At 67.9% G+C, this 18,316-nt stretch carries 20 protein-coding genes; 11 read left to right on the top strand and 9 right to left on the bottom strand.

Translation table 11 applies throughout. The annotated features are described in order from the left end of the window. The first annotated feature begins 99 nt into the window (after positions 1–99). Positions 100–669: a TetR/AcrR family transcriptional regulator gene (locus ESP51_RS07880; protein ID WP_164990457.1), complete on the top strand. Its 570-nt coding sequence runs from the start codon at positions 100–102 to the stop codon at positions 667–669. A gap of 13 nt (positions 670–682) precedes the next feature. Here ESP51_RS07880 and ESP51_RS07875 read toward each other — a convergent pair whose 3' ends face one another. After that, complete coding sequence (locus ESP51_RS07875; protein ID WP_241843051.1) at positions 683–907, bottom strand: putative antibiotic biosynthesis monooxygenase; 225 nt, start codon at positions 905–907, stop codon at positions 683–685. Positions 908–1,115: 208 nt separating this feature from the next. Continuing rightward, on the bottom strand, positions 1,116–1,430 hold the full coding sequence (locus ESP51_RS07870) for an ArsR/SmtB family transcription factor (protein ID WP_241843050.1): 315 nt from the start codon (positions 1,428–1,430) through the stop codon (positions 1,116–1,118). 86 nt (positions 1,431–1,516) lie between these two features. On the opposite strand from ESP51_RS07870, the gene ESP51_RS07865 reads away from it, so the two are divergent. The 4 genes from ESP51_RS07865 to ESP51_RS07850 all read left to right on the top strand — a co-directional run bounded on the left by ESP51_RS07865 (position 1,517) and on the right by ESP51_RS07850 (position 5,259). Next, positions 1,517–2,569: an SDR family oxidoreductase gene (locus ESP51_RS07865; RefSeq protein WP_129520352.1), complete on the top strand. Its 1,053-nt coding sequence runs from the start codon at positions 1,517–1,519 to the stop codon at positions 2,567–2,569. Positions 2,570–2,648: 79 nt separating this feature from the next. Beyond that, positions 2,649–3,296 (top strand): NADPH-dependent F420 reductase, encoded by a 648-nt coding sequence (locus ESP51_RS07860; RefSeq protein WP_129520351.1) that lies wholly within the window; start codon positions 2,649–2,651, stop codon positions 3,294–3,296. A 125-nt stretch (positions 3,297–3,421) separates the two neighbouring features. Further along, on the top strand, positions 3,422–4,294 hold the full coding sequence (locus tag ESP51_RS07855) for a universal stress protein (protein WP_129520350.1): 873 nt from the start codon (positions 3,422–3,424) through the stop codon (positions 4,292–4,294). 47 nt (positions 4,295–4,341) lie between these two features. Then, positions 4,342–5,259, top strand: coding sequence for a DNA-3-methyladenine glycosylase family protein (locus ESP51_RS07850; protein WP_241843049.1), 918 nt, complete (start codon positions 4,342–4,344; stop codon positions 5,257–5,259). Positions 5,260–5,266: 7 nt separating this feature from the next. Here ESP51_RS07850 and ESP51_RS07845 read toward each other — a convergent pair whose 3' ends face one another. From ESP51_RS07845 to ESP51_RS07835, 3 genes are all read right to left on the bottom strand, one after another. After that, positions 5,267–6,172: an LLM class flavin-dependent oxidoreductase gene (locus ESP51_RS07845; RefSeq protein ID WP_129520349.1), complete on the bottom strand. Its 906-nt coding sequence runs from the start codon at positions 6,170–6,172 to the stop codon at positions 5,267–5,269. A gap of 80 nt (positions 6,173–6,252) precedes the next feature. Continuing rightward, the gene (locus ESP51_RS07840) at positions 6,253–6,594 is read right to left on the bottom strand and encodes a cupin domain-containing protein (RefSeq protein WP_129520348.1); all 342 of its coding nucleotides are present in this window, start codon (positions 6,592–6,594) and stop codon (positions 6,253–6,255) included. Between the two features lie 105 nt (positions 6,595–6,699). Continuing rightward, positions 6,700–7,761 carry a LacI family DNA-binding transcriptional regulator gene (locus ESP51_RS07835; protein WP_241843048.1) on the bottom strand — a complete coding sequence of 354 codons (1,062 nt, stop codon included), beginning with the start codon at positions 7,759–7,761 and terminating at the stop codon, positions 6,700–6,702. 87 nt (positions 7,762–7,848) lie between these two features. Between ESP51_RS07835 and ESP51_RS07830 the strand changes: the two genes are divergently transcribed. From ESP51_RS07830 to ESP51_RS07815, 4 genes are all read left to right on the top strand, one after another. After that, on the top strand, positions 7,849–8,802 hold the full coding sequence (locus ESP51_RS07830) for a carbohydrate ABC transporter permease (protein WP_129520347.1): 954 nt from the start codon (positions 7,849–7,851) through the stop codon (positions 8,800–8,802). After that, complete coding sequence (locus tag ESP51_RS07825; protein ID WP_129520346.1) at positions 8,799–9,686, top strand: carbohydrate ABC transporter permease; 888 nt, start codon at positions 8,799–8,801, stop codon at positions 9,684–9,686. Before ESP51_RS07830 ends, ESP51_RS07825 begins: the two co-directional genes overlap by 4 nt. A 103-nt stretch (positions 9,687–9,789) precedes the next feature. Next, positions 9,790–11,139, top strand: a complete 1,350-nt coding sequence (locus ESP51_RS07820; protein ID WP_129520345.1) for an ABC transporter substrate-binding protein — start codon at positions 9,790–9,792, stop codon at positions 11,137–11,139. Between the two features lie 93 nt (positions 11,140–11,232). Further along, on the top strand, positions 11,233–13,017 hold the full coding sequence (locus ESP51_RS07815) for a glycoside hydrolase family 35 protein (RefSeq protein WP_129520344.1): 1,785 nt from the start codon (positions 11,233–11,235) through the stop codon (positions 13,015–13,017). 43 nt (positions 13,018–13,060) lie between these two features. Here ESP51_RS07815 and ESP51_RS07810 read toward each other — a convergent pair whose 3' ends face one another. Continuing rightward, positions 13,061–13,918, bottom strand: coding sequence for a carbohydrate kinase family protein (locus ESP51_RS07810; protein ID WP_241843047.1), 858 nt, complete (start codon positions 13,916–13,918; stop codon positions 13,061–13,063). A gap of 301 nt (positions 13,919–14,219) precedes the next feature. On the opposite strand from ESP51_RS07810, the gene ESP51_RS07805 reads away from it, so the two are divergent. Further along, positions 14,220–15,920, top strand: a complete 1,701-nt coding sequence (locus ESP51_RS07805) for a cellulase family glycosylhydrolase (RefSeq protein WP_241843046.1) — start codon at positions 14,220–14,222, stop codon at positions 15,918–15,920. A gap of 95 nt (positions 15,921–16,015) precedes the next feature. Here the strand turns inward: ESP51_RS07805 and ESP51_RS07800 are convergent, their stop codons facing one another. Beyond that, positions 16,016–16,495 (bottom strand): SRPBCC family protein, encoded by a 480-nt coding sequence (locus ESP51_RS07800; protein ID WP_129520342.1) that lies wholly within the window; start codon positions 16,493–16,495, stop codon positions 16,016–16,018. Beyond that, positions 16,492–16,827 (bottom strand): ArsR/SmtB family transcription factor, encoded by a 336-nt coding sequence (locus ESP51_RS07795; RefSeq protein WP_129520341.1) that lies wholly within the window; start codon positions 16,825–16,827, stop codon positions 16,492–16,494. The genes ESP51_RS07800 and ESP51_RS07795 overlap by 4 nt, the downstream gene beginning before the upstream one ends. Before the next feature lie 138 nt (positions 16,828–16,965). On the opposite strand from ESP51_RS07795, the gene ESP51_RS07790 reads away from it, so the two are divergent. After that, the gene (locus ESP51_RS07790) at positions 16,966–17,556 is read left to right on the top strand and encodes a hypothetical protein (protein WP_129520340.1); all 591 of its coding nucleotides are present in this window, start codon (positions 16,966–16,968) and stop codon (positions 17,554–17,556) included. A 93-nt stretch (positions 17,557–17,649) separates the two neighbouring features. Here the strand turns inward: ESP51_RS07790 and ESP51_RS07785 are convergent, their stop codons facing one another. After that, a complete protein-coding gene (locus ESP51_RS07785; RefSeq protein ID WP_129520339.1) occupies positions 17,650–18,219 on the bottom strand; it encodes a hypothetical protein in 570 nt (189 codons plus the stop codon). Positions 18,220–18,316: the final 97 nt, after the last annotated feature.

The raw sequence follows: 18,316 nt of genomic DNA, 5'->3' as shown, positions 1-18,316 counted from the left end.
CGCCTAGCCGATCGGCTAGGATCGATCACGAGGATAGCCGATCGGCTAGTTCGCCTCAACTGTTCCGGTAGAGTCGCAGCCGACACTCAGGAGGTGCGCGTGGCAGAGGATCGAGGCGGCACGGTCTCGGCGCGAGACCGGGTGATCCGTACCGCGCGGTCCCTCTTCATCGAGCGCGGCTTCGCCGCGACCTCGCTGCAGATGATCGCCGGTGCCCTCGGGGTCACCAAAGCGGCCGTGTACCACCAGTTCCCTTCGAAGGCCGAGATCCTCGCAGCAGTGCTCGAGCCCGCGATCAAGCAGATGCGGAGCATCCCGCGAAGCGTCGAGCAGGCTGGCTCGCGAGCCGATGACTTCGACATGGTGCTCGACGGACTCGTCGATCTCGTGATGGAGCACGGCGAGATCGCCGCGATGATCCGCAGGGATGCCGCGGTCGCGGAGTTCGTTACCGCCGACGAGTCGTTCGCCTCGCTCACCGCACAACTCGACCGTGCGCTCATCGGCGAGCACCCGACACCCGCGGCACGGGCGGCACTCATCATCGCGGGTGGCGGGCTGATGATGACGGGCGCCGACCCGGCGAGCAGCCTCATCGACCGGGCAACGCTCCGTCGCGTGCTGTCGGAGTCGGTGCGTCGTCTGCTCGAGCCGTATCGCCCGGTCTGACGCCGCATCCGCTCTACTGCGCGGGCTTGCCTGCGCGCCGCATGGCCCGACGCCGCGCCCACGCCCCGTACCACCGGAACATCTGCGGCATGAGCCAGTACGCGGCGATCGGAACGACGACGAGGGTGAGCACCAACGCTCTGAGCACGGGATGCCAGTCGATCATCACCGGTCCGAGCAGCGTGCTGAAGATGGCGACGAGCGGGAAGATCGTGAGCCACACGATGAGCGCGGTCACGTGCGCATTGGGCCTCGGCGGCACAGGCGGAGCGGGGGGCGCCTCGGAAGGGGGCGAATCGGCGTTCGGCACCGGCCGGCCGTGCTCAGGAGGCGTCGCTGTCATCTCTTCGACTCCGCGATCGGGTGGGGCCACGGCAGCGGGCGCGACATGCGGACGCAGCTGGCCCTTCTCCATTGTCCACCCGCGAGCATCGGGGAATCCAGATCTATACGTTGAGCGCGACCTTCTGGCCGAGCGCGGCGATGGCGTCTTCGTCACGGCGGTAGTGGGACCATTGGCCGACCCTGGTGCACGTGACCAGCCCGGCGCGCTGCAGTGTTGCCATGAACTGGGAGGCCGTCGACTGCGACACCCCGGCCCTGGCCTGGATGTGCTTCAGGCACACCCCGACCTCGGCAGCCGGCCGGTCTTGCGGCGGGAACGATTCGGGTTCCTTCAACCAGCCGAGGATCGCCAGCCGCGTCGGATGACCCAGCGCCTTGAACGCTGCGACCATCTCCTCTTCCGTCAACTCAGCCACATCGCCGAGTGTATCGCAATATCGGGATTTATCGATGTTGTGCTAGACAATAGATCGGTAAATCACGATTTGACGACGGGGGCGAAATGGATCAGAAGACAGCATTGGTGGTCGGAGCGCGAGGAGTGATCGGGGGAAACCTCATCGCTCACCTGGAGCGCGAAGGCGGCTGGAATATCGTGGGGCTCTCACGCCGTGGCGGAACGGATGCCGGTGCGGTTCGGCACGTTGCGGTCGATCTCCTCAACCGCGATGACTCGATCGCCAAGCTGAGCGAGCTGGTCGACGTGACGCACGTCTTCTACGCCGCATACCAGGACCGGCCCTCCTGGGCGGAGCTGGTCGGACCGAACCTGGCGATGCTGACCAACGTCGTCGACGCGATCGAGCCCGCGGCACCGGCGCTCGAGCACATCAGCCTTATGCAGGGGTACAAGGTCTACGGCGCGCATCTGGGTCCCTTCGCCACGCCGGCGAAGGAGGACGACCCGCCGCACATGCCGCCCGAGTTCAATGTCGACCAGCAGCAGTTCCTCGAACGGCGCCAGGATGGCGCGCCGTGGTCCTGGTCGGCCCTTCGCCCATCGGTCGTGGCCGGCGTCGGCCTCGGCAATCCGATGAACCTCGCGATGGTCATCGCCGTCTATGCGTCGATGAGCAAGGAGCTGGGGATCCCGCTTCGCTTCCCCGGAGAGCCCGGGGCGTACACGAGCCTGATCGAGATGACCGACGCGGACCTGCTCGCGAAAGCGACCGTCTGGGCGGCGACCAATCCGGAGAGCCGGAACCAGGCCTACAACATCACCAACGGTGACCTGTTCCGGTGGTCGTCGATGTGGCCGAAGCTCGCCGCGTTCTTCGACCTCGACATTGCGCCGCCACTGACGATGAGCCTCACCGACGTCATGGGCGACAAGGCCGGCCTCTGGAGCGAGATGGTGGAACGCCACGGTCTGGTTCAGACGCCCTACGAGGACGTGTCGTCGTGGCAGTTCGGTGATTTCGTCTTCGCCTGGGACTATGACGTCATCGCGGACACCTCGAAATCGCGCCGGGCTGGTTTCTACGAATACGTCGACACCGAGTCCATGTTCCTGCGGATCTTCCAGAATCTCCGCGACCGGCGCCTCATCCCCTAGGGGTCGGGCAGGCGGCGCGCTTCGCGACGGTTTTGACGTCGGGCGGAATACACCCGACCCGCCTGCGTTCTCCTCTCGCATGACGAGAATCGGAATCATCGGCGCAGGCAACATCGGCGGAACCCTCGCACGCGGGCTCATCGAGCGCGGGTACGACGTGACCATCAGCAACTCGCGGGGGCCTGAAACCCTCGGCGCCCTCATCGGCGAGCTCGGCCCGCGGGCGACTGCGAGCACCCCAGAGGTCGCCGCCGCGGCCGGCGACTTCGTGATCGTGACCCTGCCGCTCAAGGCGTACCCGTCGATTCCGGTCGCCCCGCTCGCGGGCAAGATCGTGCTCGACACGAACAACTACTACTGGGAGCGCGATGGCCGCATTCCCGAGCTCGACGGCGCCCGCACCACCACCTCCGCCCTCATTCAGGCGCACCTGCCCGAGTCGCGTGTGGCGAAGGCGTTCAATCACATCGGCTGGGGCGACATCCTCACCGACGGCAGTGCCGCCGGTTCGCCGAACCGCCGCGCCCTCGCGACCGCGAGCGACTTCGACGACGCCATCGAACTCGTCACCGCCCTCTACGACGAGTTCGGCTTCGACACCGTGAACGTCGGACCGCTCTCCGAGAGCTGGCGGGTCGAGCGCGATCAGCCCGCGTACGTCGCGCGGCAGAACCGCGAGGAGCTCGAGGCCAACCTCGATCGGGCCGAGCGACTTCTGGCGGCGTAGCCGCAATCCGACCCTGGCGTGGCCGCTTCGTGATCGAAGCGGCCACGCCGGTTTCCGCATCCAGGTGACCTTCGATCCGAGTGCCGCGCGATCGTCGGTGGGAGAATGGACCCAGGGCGACCAACGTGCGAGAGCGGGTGATCACGGTGTTCGACAAGATCGTGGTGGGCTGGGATGACGCGCCATCCGATCAAGACGCCCTCCAGTGGGCGGTGGCTCACGCCAACGGGGTTCCACTGGTCGTCGTGCAGGTGATGCCGGGCCGCGAGCAGTCGGGCCAGTCGGGTCAATCGGGCGAGCACCGCGATGCCGGCGCACCGGCGGACGCGCACGTCGACCTCATGGAGGTCACCGAGGAGGTGCGCGAAGCCTACCCAGAGCTTCGGCTCACGACCGCGACCGTGCACGGCGACCCGCTTCGAGAGCTCGACGACTATCTCACCCAGGGCACGCTCCTCGTCGTGGGGGCCGCATCCCACGGCCGCTCGTCACGCTGGACGCTCGGTTCGCGCCTCGCCGGACGGCCCGGCGGCGGCGCTGTGGCCGTGATACCCGAGGGCCTCGATCCTGCCGTGCGGGCGGGGATCATCGTGGGCGTCGACGGATCCGCGGCATCGATCGAGGCCATCGGCATCGGCGCCGACGAGGCCGCACGCACGGGCGAGCAACTCACGCTCGTGCACGTCTGGAGAGTGCCCACGGAATGGCAGTCGGTCTACGACGACTACGCGGAAGACGTCGCGGTCGTGCAGGACATGCACCGGCAGATCCTCGACGATGCGCTCGACATCGCGGCGTCGCGCGGCGCGGTGGCCGAGGGGCGGCTCGAGGAGGGCGGCGCAGCCGCGGAGCTCATCTTCGCGGCACGCGATGCGTCGCTCCTTGTGGTCGGCAGCCACGGCCGCAATTGGGTGGGCCGATTCCTGATCGGGTCGGTGAGCCACGACGTACTGGTGTCGATGACGTCGCCCACGATCGTCGTGCGACCCGGCGAGTGACCGGGGCACCGGCCTGAGCCGTCGGTGCGGTGTTGCAGACTGGAGGGGTGATCGCCGACCATGCACTGACGTGGAGCCCGGCGCATCCGACCGACCTGCTGCAGACGCTCGCGGGTCTCGGGCGCGGCGGCGGCGACCCGACGCTGCACATCGACGCTGCCGGTGCCGTGTGGCGCACGACGCTCACCGATGACGGGCCCGCGACGATCCGCATCGAGCAGCGGTCGCCCGGCGAGCTCCGCTGCCTCGGATGGGGTCCCGGCGCGGCCACTGCCGTCGAGGCGGCGCCCGAGCTGGCCGGCGGCCTCGACGACCCCTCGGAGTTCGAGCCGCGCATCCGGCTCATCGACGACGCGCACCGGAGCAACCCGGGCCTGCGCATCCCTCGCACCGGGCGTGTCTTCGAGGCGCTCGTGCCGGCGATCCTCGAGCAGAAGGTGATCACCCTGCAGGCGCACGCCTCCTGGCGGCGGCTCGTGAAGCGGCACGGCAGCGCCGCGCCCGGCCCGACGCCGCGACCCATGCACGTCGTGCCGTCGCCGAGCGGCTGGGCGTCGATCCCGAGCTGGGAGTGGCACCAGGCCGGCGTCGACCCGCGCCGGGCCCGCACGATCGTCAATGCCGCACGGTACGCGGCGCGGCTCGAGGAGGCGGTGCGGATGAGCCCGGCGGATGCCGCGGCCCGCCTCACCCTGCTGCCGGGCATCGGCGTGTGGACGGCAGCCGAAGTCGCCCAGCGTGCGTTCGGCGACGCCGACGCGCTCTCGGTCGGCGACTACCACCTCTCGAACTACCTCGGCCACGCGCTCTGGGGCCGCGACATGACCGACGACGAGATGCTCGAGGCGATGACCCCGTGGGCGGGCCACCGCTACCGGGTCGTGCGGTTGCTCGGCGCCGCCGGGGTGCGCGGGCGCCCGAGGCGAGGTCCGCGGATGTCGTTCGTCGACCACCGGGCGATCTGACCCGACGTCAGGATGCCAGGCTGCGGTCGCGTTCGGCGGCGACGAGCTCTCGCACCGCAGGGATGACCTCCCGCCCGATGCGGTCGTAGTCGCCGGTGTTGTCGCCGGCGAGGACATAGCCCGAGAAGCCGTGCTCGAGCGTCATCGCCGCGAGCTGATCGACCCATTGCTCGGGCGGTCCCGACAGCAGCCGCGGGCTCGTCGGTCCGAACTGGCCGATGATGTTGGCGAGCCGCCGCACGTTCCGGGGCTCGCGGCCCGCGGTGATCGCCGCCGCGTCGATGGTCTCGTTCCCGGCCCTGATCTCGTCGGTGCTCATGCGACCGATCGAGGGGAGCCATCCGTCGGCCTTCGTGCCCGTGAGCCGCAGCATCCGCGGCTTGTAGGCACCCAGCCAGATCTCGATCGGATGCGCCGGCGCCGGGCCGCGCTTCGCGCCCACGAGCCGGTAGTACTCGCCGCGGATCGCCGTCGCCTCGCGCGCGTCGACGTCCCAGATGGCCCGGATCACGTCGATGGCCTCGCCGAGCGCCGTCACCGCCTGGCCGGGGGAGAGCCGCCGGCCCCCGTACGCCTCGATCGCGTCCCAGAAGCCACCCGCGCCGAGGCCGAGCTCGACGCGTCCGCCGCTCAGCACGTCGAGGCTCGCGACCGACTTCGCGAGCACCGCCGGCGGCCTCAGCGGCAGGTTCAGCACGTCACCGGCGAGACGCACGCGTTCGGTGCGGGCGGCGACGTAGCTCAGCAGTGTCCAGGTTTCGAGGAACCGCCGCTGGTAGGGATGGTCCTGGAACGTCACGAGGTCGAGCCCCGCCCGTTCGGCGTGCTGCGCCGCGCGAACGACCTGCTCGGCGTTCTCGTGCATCGGCGTGATGAACGTGCCGAAGATCAGGTCGTGCCCGTAGTCGGTCATCCGTGCTCCATCCTGTGCCGGGTTCGAAGGCTGTTCCTGCGACAACACTCTTGCCCGTTACAACAGGTTGGGCCTCCGTTCTACTCCAGCCACTCCGTCTCGAAGGTCGGGTTCGCGTGGATGTTCGTCGACACGAAGGGCTCGGGGCCGATCACCTCGAACTTGTGCGCCGTGAGCGCGGGCACCACGAGCACCTGCCCGCCGTGGGCCTCGAGCCGCTCCTCGCCGATCGTGAACAGTGCACGGCCCCGGCGCACGACGAAGGTCTCGGAATACGGATGCCGGTGCAGCCGCGGCCCGGCGCCCGATCTCGACTCGTATTCGAGGATCAGTGAGACGTCGGATCCGAGGGCGACGCCCTCGATGTTGTCGTTCCAGTCGACGTCGTCGGTCTGGTCGCCGGTGCGCTGATAGATGGACATCGTTGACCTCCAGGGCTTGACGCGCACACACGCTATCGCGCTGCGGGAGGCGCGGTCCAGAGGCATCCGGAGTGCCGCCGGACCAGCCGTGCGCGAGGTGTCAGGCTAGGCGTCGGCGGTCGGATGCCGCGGCGCGGGCCCTGAGCTCGCGCGCACGACCAGCTCGGTCGGCACCAGCACGCTCACTGACGAGGGGGGTGCGCCCTCGATCTCCTCGATGAGCTGGCTGACGGTGTGCCGGCCGACCTCCTCGAAGCTCTGGTGGACCGTCGTGAGCGGCGGCCAGAAGCTCTTCGACTCATCCATGTCGTCGAAGCCCACGACGCTCACGTCGGCGGGAACCGCGCGGCCGCGCTCGTGCAGCGCGCGGAGCACCCCGAGCGCCATCTGGTCGTTGGCGGCGAAGATCGCGGTGACCTCGGGACGCGCGGCGAGTTCGAGGCCCGCGCGGTATCCGGCCTCCGACGACCAGTCGCCGACGATGACGTCGGGAACTGGGCGCCCGTGGGTCGTGAGCGTCTCGGCCCACGACTCGCGCCGCCGCTCGGCGGAATAGGAGTGGACGGGGCCCGAGATGTGCCACACGGTGTCGTGACCGAGGTCGAGCAGGTGCTCGGTCGCGAGCCGCGCACCCTCGGCCTGGTCGGTGTCGACGACGGGGTACTGGTATCGGGCGCTCGAGTCGACCACGACGACCGGGAGCCCGGGCGGCAGTTCGATGTCGGCCTCATCGAGGGCGTGCGCCTCGATGATGATCATGACGCCGTCGACGGCCTGCTCGCTCAATCGACTGAATGCGACGGTCACCTCGCCCTGCGTCGGGTGCTGCACCGGGATGAGCGTGATCGAGTAGCCGGCCGCCGCCGCCGCGACGGCGATGGAGTCGAGCGTGCGCATGTTGCCGAACGACGACAGCGTGAACATGATGACGCCGAGGTTGCGGAAGTGACCCGAGCGGAGCGCTCGAGCGGCGCTGTTCGGCCGGTATCCGAGCTTGCGCATCGCCGCGAGTACGCGGTTGCGGGTGTCTTCGTCGACGTTGGGGCGGCCCGTCGAGACGCGAGAGACGGTCTGGCCCGACACGCCCGCTTCGCGCGCGACATCCGCCATCGAAGGACTCCGCCGGCGCGGCTGGCCTGCGTCGGTGGCCTCATCGGCAACGGTCATCGGTCCCCCTTGGTGATGGTTACGTCAACATGCTACAGTCGCCAGACTGATGTTTACGTGAACATAGCCCGAGCCCGAGAGAGCGAAATGACGACGTTGTCGAAACTGGACGCCCCTGAGGCCCCCAGCCCGAGCACGGTGCCCGCCCCCGCGGCCCCCGCCCGCAAGGTGAAATCGCGCCCCGACTGGCGCGGCTGGGCGTTCGTGGGCCCCTTCATGGCGGTGTTCGTGCTGGTGTTCATCGCGCCGGTCGCCTACGCGATCTACCTCAGCCTCTTCCGCGAGCAGCTCATGGGAGGCAACGCGTTCGTCGGACTCGAGAACTTCGCCGAGGTGTTCGCAGACTCGCAGTTCTGGGAGTCCTTCCTGCGCGTGCTGCTCTTCCTGGTCGTGCAGGTGCCGATCATGCTCGTGCTGGCTCTCGCCGCGGCCCTCGCCATCGACAGCGCGCGGCTGCACGTCTCGGGGTTCTTCCGCATCGTGATCTTCCTGCCCTACGCCGTGCCAGCGGTCGTAGCGGTGCTCATGTGGGGATTCATCTACGGCGGCAACTTCGGCCTCGCGGGGAACATCAACGACCTGCTCGGCTTCGAGGCCGTGACGCCGTTCGCGCGCGAGTGGATCCTCGTCTCGATCGGCAACATCGTGACGTGGGAGTTCGTCGGCTACAACATGCTGATCTTCTACGCGGCGCTGCGCACCATTCCGAATGAGCTCTACGAAGCGGCCGAGCTCGACGGCGCCGGCCCGTTCCGGGTGATCACCGGCATCAAGATCCCCGCCCTCCGCGGTGCGATCGTCATCTCGACGATCTTCTCGATCATCGGCAGCTTCCAGCTCTTCAACGAGCCCAACATCCTGAAGCCCTTGGCGCCGAACATCATCACGACGTTCTTCACGCCGAACATGTACGCCTACAACCTGTCGTTCTCGGGGCAGCAGTACAACTACTCGGCGACCGTCGCGATCGTGATGGGCCTGATCACCGCGGTGATCGCGTACGTCGTGCAGCTCCGCGGGTCGCGAAAGGAAGAACGATGAGCCGCATCGCGTACGCGGGCCGACCCCGCAACGCCAGCCCGCGCACCCGCAAGTCGATCACGCTCACCGTGTTGATGTCGGTCTTCGTCATCTACACGCTCGTGCCGCTCGTCTGGCTCGTGATCAACGCCAGCAAGACCCAGGCCGACCTCTTCACGACGTTCGGCCTGTGGTTCGGCGACGAGTTCGTGCTCGGCCAGAACATCGTCGAGACCCTCACCTATCGCGACGGCATCTTCGTGCGCTGGCTCGGCAACACGCTGCTCTACGTCGTGCTGGGCGCCGGCGGGGCGACGCTGCTCGCGACGGTGGCCGGCTACGGTCTCGCGAAGTTCCGGTTCCCGGGCCGCCGGGCCGTGTTCGCCATCGTGCTCGGTGCGATCGCGATCCCGGGCACCGCGCTCGCCGTGCCGACGTTCCTCATGTTCAGCCAGCTCGGCCTCACGAACACGCCGTGGGCGATCATCATCCCGTCGCTCATCAGCCCATTCGGGCTCTACCTCATCTGGGTCTACGCGGTCGACTCCGTGCCGACGGAGCTGCTCGAGGCGGCACGCATGGACGGCGCGGGGGAGTTCCGCACGTTCTTCACGATCTCGCTCCGGCTCCTCGCGCCGGGCGTCGTCACGGTGCTGCTCTTCACCGTCGTGGCGACCTGGAACAACTACTTCCTCCCGCTCATCATGCTGAGCGACCCCGCGTGGTATCCGCTCACGGTCGGACTCGACCAGTGGAACGACCAGGCCACCGGTGCCTCGGCGGATCCGATCTACAACCTCGTGCTGACCGGATCGCTGCTCACGATCGTCCCCATCGTCGTCGCCTTCCTCGTGCTGCAGCGGTACTGGCAGTCGGGCTTGAGCGCCGGAAGCGTCAAGCAGTGACGAGAGGCGCTGTCTTGCCGAGCACCATCCCTCTCACCTGGCGCGTCCTGCACCGAACCCCCCGTATCACGATCACCGATTACAACGAAGTGAAAGGAACACCATGACCACCAAGCGCAGCAGGTCCGGCTTCCGCCGGATGGCCACTGCCGTCGTCACCGTCGCAGCCCTCGGCGGCGCGCTCGTCGCCTGTGCACCCAGCGCCGGCGCCGGCACCGGCGATGCATCGGCATCCGACCTCGAGGCAGCCCTCGAAGCGGGCGGCACGATCACCTACTGGAGCTGGACCCCATCGGCCGAGGCGCAGGTCGCGGCGTTCGAGGAGGCCTACCCGAAGGTCGACGTGAAGCTCGTGAACGCGGGCACCAACACCGAGGAGTACACGAAGCTCCAGAACGCCATCAAGGCCGGTTCGGGCGGCCCCGACGTCGTGCAGATCGAGTACTACGCGATGCCGCAGTTCGCGCTTTCGGACTCGCTCGTCGACCTCTCGGCCTACGGCCTCGACGAGCTCGAAGACCAGTACACCGCCTCGACGTGGGGTTCGGTGAACATCGACGGCAAGCTCTACGGCCTGCCGCAGGACTCGGGCCCCATGGCGTTGTTCTACAACGCGACGGTGTTCGAGCAGTTCGGCATCGCCGTGCCGACGACGTGGGACGAGTACATCGCCGCCGGTGAGCAGCTGCACGCAGCAGACCCGACGAAGTACATCACCTCCGACACGGGCGACTCCGGCTTCGCGACCAGCATGATCTGGCAGGCCGGCGGTCACCCGTTCGACGTCGACGGCGCCGACATCACCGTCGACCTCGCCGACGAGGGCAGCGCCAAGTGGGCGACCACGTGGAACCAGCTGCTCGAGAAGGACCTCCTCTCCGACATCCCGGGCTGGAGCGACGAGTGGTTCAAGGGTCTCGGCGACGGCACGATCGCGAGCCTCGTGCTCGGTGCGTGGATGCCGGGCGTGCTCGAGTCGAGCGTTCCCGACGGAGCCGGCGACTGGCGTGTTGCGCCGATGCCGACGTATGACGGGGAGCCTGTGTCCGCCGAGAACGGCGGCGGCGGCCAGGCCGTGCTGAAGCAGAGCAAGAACCCGGCGCTCGCCGCGGCCTTCCTCAAGTGGCTCAACAGCGACCCCGAGTCGATCAAGATCTTCGGCGAGAGCGGCGGATTCCCGTCGACGGTCGCCGAGCTCGAGTCCGAGGAGTTCGTGAACCAGGAGTCGGAGTACTTCGGCGGCCAGAAGATCAACGAAGTGCTGACCCAGGCGGCGAGCGACGTCGTGCCCGGCTGGTCGTACCTGCCCTACCAGGTGTACGCGAACAGCATCTTCGGCGACACCGTCGGCCAGGCCTACGCCAACAAGTCCGATCTCAATGACGGACTGGCGACTTGGCAGGAGCAGCTCATCGACTACGGCAACGAGCAGGGCTTCGACGTCAAGGGCTGATCATCGCCGCGGCTGATCGCCGCAGTCCGACGTGTGCGGGCCGGGAGACCGGCCCGCACACGTTCGCCCACTATCGGAAGGCAATATAGCCTCATGCCAGAGTTCGCCATCGGAGCAGACGACTTCCTGCTCGACGGGAAGCCGCACCAGATCATCTCCGGAGCGATGCACTACTTCCGCGTGCACCCCGAGCAGTGGGCCGATCGCATCCGCAAGGCCCGGCTCATGGGGCTCAACACGATCGAGACGTACGTCGCATGGAACGCCCACGCGCCGCGCCGGGGCGAGTTCATCACCGACGGCGGGCTCGACCTCGGTCGCTACCTGTCGCTCATCGCGGCCGAGGGGATGCACGCGATCGTGCGGCCCGGTCCCTACATCTGCGCCGAATGGGACAACGGCGGCCTGCCGGCCTGGCTGCTGCGCGATGCCGCAGTGCGCCCGCGCAGCTCTGAGCCGACCTACCTCGACGCCGTCACGGAGTTCCTCCGCCAGGTCTACGAGATCGTGGCGCCGCTGCAGGTGCAGCACGGCGGACCGGTCGTGCTCGTGCAGATCGAGAACGAATACGGCGCCTACGGCGACGACAAGGACTACCTCGCCGAGCTCGTGCGCGTGACGCGCGAGTCGGGCATCACCCTGCCGCTGACGACGATCGACCAGCCGGTGCCCGAGATGCTCGAAGCCGGAAGGCTCCCCGGCCTGCACATGACCGCCTCGTTCGGTTCGCGCTCGGTCGAGCGGTTGGCGACGCTCCGCGAGTTCCAGCCCACCGGCCCGCTCATGTGCATGGAGTTCTGGGACGGATGGTTCGACAGCTGGGGCACCCACCACCACACGACGTCCGCCGAGCAGTCGGCATCCGACCTCGACGCGCTCCTCGCTGCCGGCGGCTCGGTCAATCTCTACATGTTCCACGGCGGCACGAACTTCGGCCTCACGAACGGCGCGAACCACAAGGGCCGCTACCTGCCCATCACGACGTCGTACGACTACGACGCCCCGCTCGACGAGGCGGGCAATCCGACGGAGAAGTACTTCGCCTTCCGCGACGTGATCGCGAAGTACGCGCCCGTGCCCGACGAACAGCCTGCGGCATCCGCTCCCGCCCTGGCCTTCGACGTGCCGCTCGAGGTCACCGCCTCGCTGCTCGCGGTCGAGGCGCAGCTCGGCGAACGACGGGCGCACCACGACCTGCCGACCTTCGACGAACTCCACCACGACCGCGGGCTCGCCCTGTACAGCACCCAGCTCGAGGGCGACGGCGGGGCCGGCATCCTGAGCTTCGGCGAGGTGCGCGATCGTGCATGGCTGTTCCTCGACGGCGTGCCGGTCGGCGTGCTCTCCCGCGATGCGCACGAACGGGTGCTCGCGCTTCCCGCCGCCCGGGGTGAGCTGACCGTGCTCGTCGAAGACCAGGGCCGGGTCGACTACGGCACGCGGATCGGCGAGGAGAAGGGGCTCATCGGCGGCGCCCGGCTCGACGGTGTTCCGATCACCGGCTGGAGCGTGACCCCGCTCGATCTCGAACGCGTGCCGGGAGTGGCGACCGCGTCACTCCGCGGTGGCTACCTGCCTGCCGCAGCGGATGCCCCCGCCGCACCTGTCGCCGGCCCCGTTCTCGCGCACGCGAGCTTCACGCTCGGTGCGGCGACCGACCTCTTCCTCGACACGAGCGCGTGGGGCAAGGGATTCGCGTGGATCAACGACTTCGCGCTCGGGCGCTACTGGCGCCGCGGGCCGCAGCAGACGTTGTACGTGCCCGGCCCTGCGACGCGCGACGGCGTGAACGAACTCGTCGTGCTCGAGCTCGACGTGTTCACGGGCGCGGGCGCGAGCTTCGTCGATCGACCGAGCCTCGGCCACACCGAGGTGTAGTGCGCCTCCAGCCAGTGGCCGAATAGCTTCGGTCGCCGCGCCGTCAGGCGAGCAGCGCGTCGAGGGCCGGGTGCAGGTGCCTGGTCACGAGTACGGATGCCGCGTGCCGGGCTCCCGCCCGCAAGGCGTCGGGCAGCTCGGCGCCGCCGAGCGTCGCGTCGAGCACGCCGGCCATGAACGCGTCGCCGGCCCCGTTGGTGTCGACCACGTCGACGGGCTCCGCCGCGACCTCGTGGAGCGTCATCCGCTCGTCGATCGCGATCGCGCCGCGCTCGCCGAGGGTGCAGACGACGAGTTCGGCCCCGCCGCGGATGCAGCGCTCCATGAACGGCTGCGGGTCGCCGATGCGGTCGGCGTTCATGAAGATCGCGTCGGCGGCCTCGATGAACGGGCGATGGAAGTCGGCTTCGCCGTCGTAGTCGTGGATGTCGGTCCAGATGGGGCGACCGGTCGCGCGAGCTGCCGGGATGAGCCGGCGGGTGCGTTCGCCGAGATCGAGCACGATGGCGGCGGCATCCGTCATCGCCGACTCGACCGCCGGGCCGGGGCCCTCGGCCGGATCGCCGGGAGTCGACAGGTACAGCGACACGCGCTCGCCCGCCGGGGTCATCAGGTTGAGATGCCGTTCGGTGGCGGGGCTGTCTTCAGCGAGCAGCTCGACGCCAGCCGCCTCGAGCAGACCTCGAAGCCTCGCTCCATCGGAGTCGCCGCCCAGCAGCAGGTGCAGCGTGACGCGGCGGCCGAGGCCGACGAGCCCGAGCGCCTTGCCTGCCGAGGTGCCGCCGACCGTCTCGTACTCGTCGAGCGCGAACTGCATGTGCGGCACCGGTTCGGGCAGTCGGTCGAGGTAGACGATGCGGTTCCAGGCGGCGGGCCCGGCGATGAAGAGGTGCTCGGTCACCGGTTGTGCTCCTAGGTGCGGGTCGTTTGGATGGTGCCGCTCCATCCTGCCGCAGCCCACCGTCGCCGGGGCATTGGCTTGAGAAATTCATCGAAGCGCTTCAACGACTTAAGGTCGTATGAATACCCGGTCAGGGCCGAAATGAGCGCGCGATCATCCCCGAAATTCCCGGCTCTTCAGCGCCAGACATCCCATCTCTTGATTGACATATGCGCGCGAATATTGCCACTCTCTCTAGGGAGCGCGCCACCTGCTGCACCGACGCAGCCAGTCCCTGGCGCGATGGAAGGAATGACGTCCGTTGATACGCCGAACTTCGAAACTGCTCGTCGCCACCTCACTCGCTCTCGCCATGGTGGCCCTGCCGACCACAGCGCAGGCCCAGGAAGAGGCCGACACCGCCCAGTTGTCCGCTCAAGATCTCGTCGCGGCAATGCAGCCGGGCTGGAACCTCGGCAACACCCTCGACGCGATGTGCTGCAGCGAGGGCGCTGACGAGACCGCGTGGGGCAACCCGCGGGTCGACAGCACATTCTTCACTGACATCAAGGCCGAAGGCTTCGAGTCGGTCCGCATCCCGGTCAGCTGGGGGAACCACACCGGCCCAGCGCCGGACTACACGATCGACCCCGCCGTCATGGCCCGAGTGCAAGAGATCGTCGATATGGCCCTCGACGCCGACCTCTACGTCATGATCAACATCCATCACGACTCGTGGCAGTGGGTCAAGGACATGCCGACCAGGCACGACGAGGTCATGGCCCAGTACAACTCCACCTGGACCCAGATCGCGAGCACCTTCCGGGATTACCCCCAGGAGCTCATGTTCGAGTCCATCAACGAGCAGGGCTTCGAAGGCTCCTCCGGCACTGAAGAGGACCACCGTCACATGGCCGAGCTGAACAGCTCGTTCTTCGACATCGTGCGCACTTCCGGCGGCGACAACACCGACCGCCTGCTGGTCCTGCCGACGCTCCACACCGGAGCCGACCCGGTCCACATGGACGCCCTCGCCGCCGAGATCGAGGCGCTCGACGACCCGATGCTGGCCGCGACCACCCACAACTACAGCTTCTGGCCTTTCAGCGTCAACGTCGCCGGATACACGACGTACAACGAGGAGGTGCAGACCATGCTGGTGGAGAACTTCCAGAGCCAGGTCGACACCTTCGTCTCCAAGGGCGTCCCGGTCATCATCGGCGAGTACAGCTTGCTCGACAACTACGACAACAAGGTCGAGCGCGGCGAATATCTGAAGTTCTTCGAGCACTTCGGCTACCTCGCTCGCACCACGGGCATCACGACCATGTGGTGGGACAACGGCACGCACTTCGACCGCTACAAGCGCGAATGGCGCGACCAGGAGCAGTTCGACTACATCTCCACGGCCTGGACTACGCGTTCAGCCACCGCCTCGTCCGACCTCGTGTTCGTCGACGCCTCGGACAAGGTCACGGACAAGTCGGTCACGTTGAACCTGAACGGCCTCGAGTTCAAGGACCTCCGGTTCGGGAACAGCACGTTGAAGCCCGGTCCGGACTACACGCTCGAGGGCACTACCTTGACGCTCAAGGCGAAGCTGCTGAAGCGCATCCTCGGCGACCGGGGGGTCGGGACCACCTCGCAACTGAATGTCCGCTTCTCCGACGGCATGCCGTGGAAGCTCAACGTGATCAGCTCAGAGGACCCTGTCATCGAAGGCGCAACCGGCACCACCGATTCGGTGCTGATCCCGGCGGCGTTCAACGGCGACCGGCTGGCCACGATGGAGTCCGTCTACGCCGACGGCAGCGGGGCCGGGTACCACAGCTGGACGGCCTTCCCGGAGTTCTGGGACGATTTCAAGCCGGACTACGAGAACGGGACCATCGAACTGACGAAGCGGTACCTGAACAGCATCACGGACGGCTCGCCGGTGTCCCTGACGTTCCACTTCTGGAGCGGCAAGACCCTGCAGTACACGGTGACCCGCGACGGCTCGACCGTCACCGGCGTCCTCTGACACGAAAAACTCTTGGGGCGGTGCGAGCAACGCACCGCCCCAAGGCATTTCCAGACCGTGTCACGCATACGGTTGCAGTCCTCCGGCGCTCCGCCTCAGGCGCGCGTGAGGTATGCCTCGATGCGGTCGAATGCGCCAACCCAGACCATCGTCTCGAAGAAGTCGCGGATCTCGGGCGTCGGGAACCCCGTCTGCTCGACGGTCACGAGCGTGCCGCCGTCGAGGGCCTCGAAGGTGACCTCGACCCTGGTCGTCATGATGGCGCCGCTCGGGTCGCTGCCGCTGGACTGGGTGACGAGTCGGTGCGGGCGGTCGATCTCGAGGAACACCTGGGTCTCGCGGAAGAGCGTGTCGCGGTCGGGCCCCCACACGGCGGTCTGCTTGCCGCCGACGCGCAGGTCGACCTCGATCTCGACGATGCCGGGCTCCTCGTCGAGGATCGAGTACCAGATCTTCTGCTTCTCGGCATCGGTGTAGGCGTCGAAGACCTCTTCGGGAGTGGCGGGCAGTTGCCGCGTCATCCGCAGGCCGATCTCGCTCGTCTGCGTCGACTGACCGGATTCGGTCTCGCTCATGATTCCGTTCCTTTCTTGAGGGTGAAGTAGACCTCGAGACCGTCGAGTCGACGCTCCCAGAGCCGCTGGTAGAAGGTGATCCATGCCATCGCGTCGTCCAAACGCTCGGTGCCGAGCTGGACCTGCCGCACGCGGCCGACCTTCTCAGTCGTGACGAGGCCCGCTGCCTCGAGCACGTCGACGTGCTTCCGGATGCCGGTGAGCGTCATGCCCGAGGGCACAGCGAGCTCGGTGATCGTGGCCGGGCCGTCGCCGAGGCGGGTGAGGATGCCGCGGCGGGTCTCGTCGGCGAGAGCCGCGAACGCCCGATCCAAGGTGTGTTGCTGAACCATGTGGTTCAGTGTATAACACTGAACCCGGAAGTTCAATGATTCCGGTGGTCGAATTCTCCGGATGCGGGTCTCCAACCCAACGTTTCCCCACGCTCGTACGTCTCAGAGAGTAAGGGGCACCCTTCGGATGGAGACGACATGACGAGCATGACGAGCGTTCGCGACCGACGCCGCGGCCTGGGCTTCGCGGTCCTCGCGGTCTTGGCCGGGCTCCTGGTGAGCGGCTGCGCGCAGAACGCGCCCGACGGCCCAGGGACGAGCCAGCCCGATCGCCCCGAGGCCGAGCTCCAAGAGGCCATCGACTGCCGGTCGGAGCCGAGCTCCCTGCTGCCGAGCGCTGAGGAGCCCACCGCCGACCAGTCGATTCCGGTGCCAGGCCGGGTGCCTGAGGGGTTCGAGGCATCCGCTGCCGTTCGCTGTTCCGTCGAATTCGGCGAGCCCGGTGAGGCCGGCGACGAGATGGAGGTCTTCTGGCTGGTCGAACGCTTCGAGGGCGACCTCGGACCGCTGCTCGAAGCCCTCGCGGCGGCCGATGACGTGCCACCCGAGGGGCTCATGTGCACTGCCGACATGGAGATGGTGCCGCCGCTCTGGCTCGAGGCCCGATCCGGTGGGTTCGTGCCCGTGCACTATCCGCGCGACGGCTGCGGCAAGACGAAGCCGGCAGTGCACGATGCGCTCGACGAGTTGCAGGTCACGATGGTCGAGCGACTCTCGGTGGTTGAGTAGCGCCGGGCGCAGCCCGACGCGTATCGAAACCACTCGTCGTGCTCGGTGGTTTCGATACGGCTGCTTCGCGGCCTACTCAACCACCGGGGGGCCTTATGACTGGAACGCCCTCACGAACGTGAAGAATTCGGCGTAGCTCGAGTAGTAGAGAATGCCTTCGCGATGCACGAAGCCGCGGCCGGGGTAGTTGTCATCGTTGGTCGCTTCGGGTCCGTCCATGAAGCCGGCGACGGTGGCATCCTGCGCCACGTAGCCCTCGGCCTCGAGCTGGGCGCGCGTCGTGTCCCACGTGGCCTGGTCCATGGCGAGCTGACCGAGCACGACCATGACGTCACCCGAGTTGCCCCAGAGGCACACGACCCCGTCGTTCGCCATGGTGTGCAGCAGCGGGTAGTCCCAGCTCTGGGCGGTGAAGTCCCTCGCGGAGAGGTTCGAGCTCTCGAGGTCGGCGTACCCGGCATCGGTCAGCACCGTGTCGCACGTCGCGAGCGCTGCAGCCGGGGTCGTCGGCTCGGGAGTGGGTGATGCCGTCGGGGTTGCGCTCGCCACTGCCGTCTCGGTCGGCACGGCCTCCGGTTCATTCGACGAGCTGCAGGCCGAGATCCCGATGGCCAGTACGGCTGTAGCGATTGCGGCCATGGCGACGCGTCGAGGTCTGTGCATGGTCGCAATCGTATGGGTCGGCCCCCGCCTTCGATTCAGGGCGCGCCTGATGCGAGCGGGTAGCGCGGGGTGGTTTCGATACGGCTGCTGCGCGGCC

The organism is Agromyces albus, assembly GCF_004134825.1.
GTDB classification, from domain to species: domain Bacteria; phylum Actinomycetota; class Actinomycetes; order Actinomycetales; family Microbacteriaceae; genus Agromyces; species Agromyces albus.
Note: the sequence above shows the minus strand (reverse complement) of the source record. Positions and strands in the feature narration are given on the sequence as shown.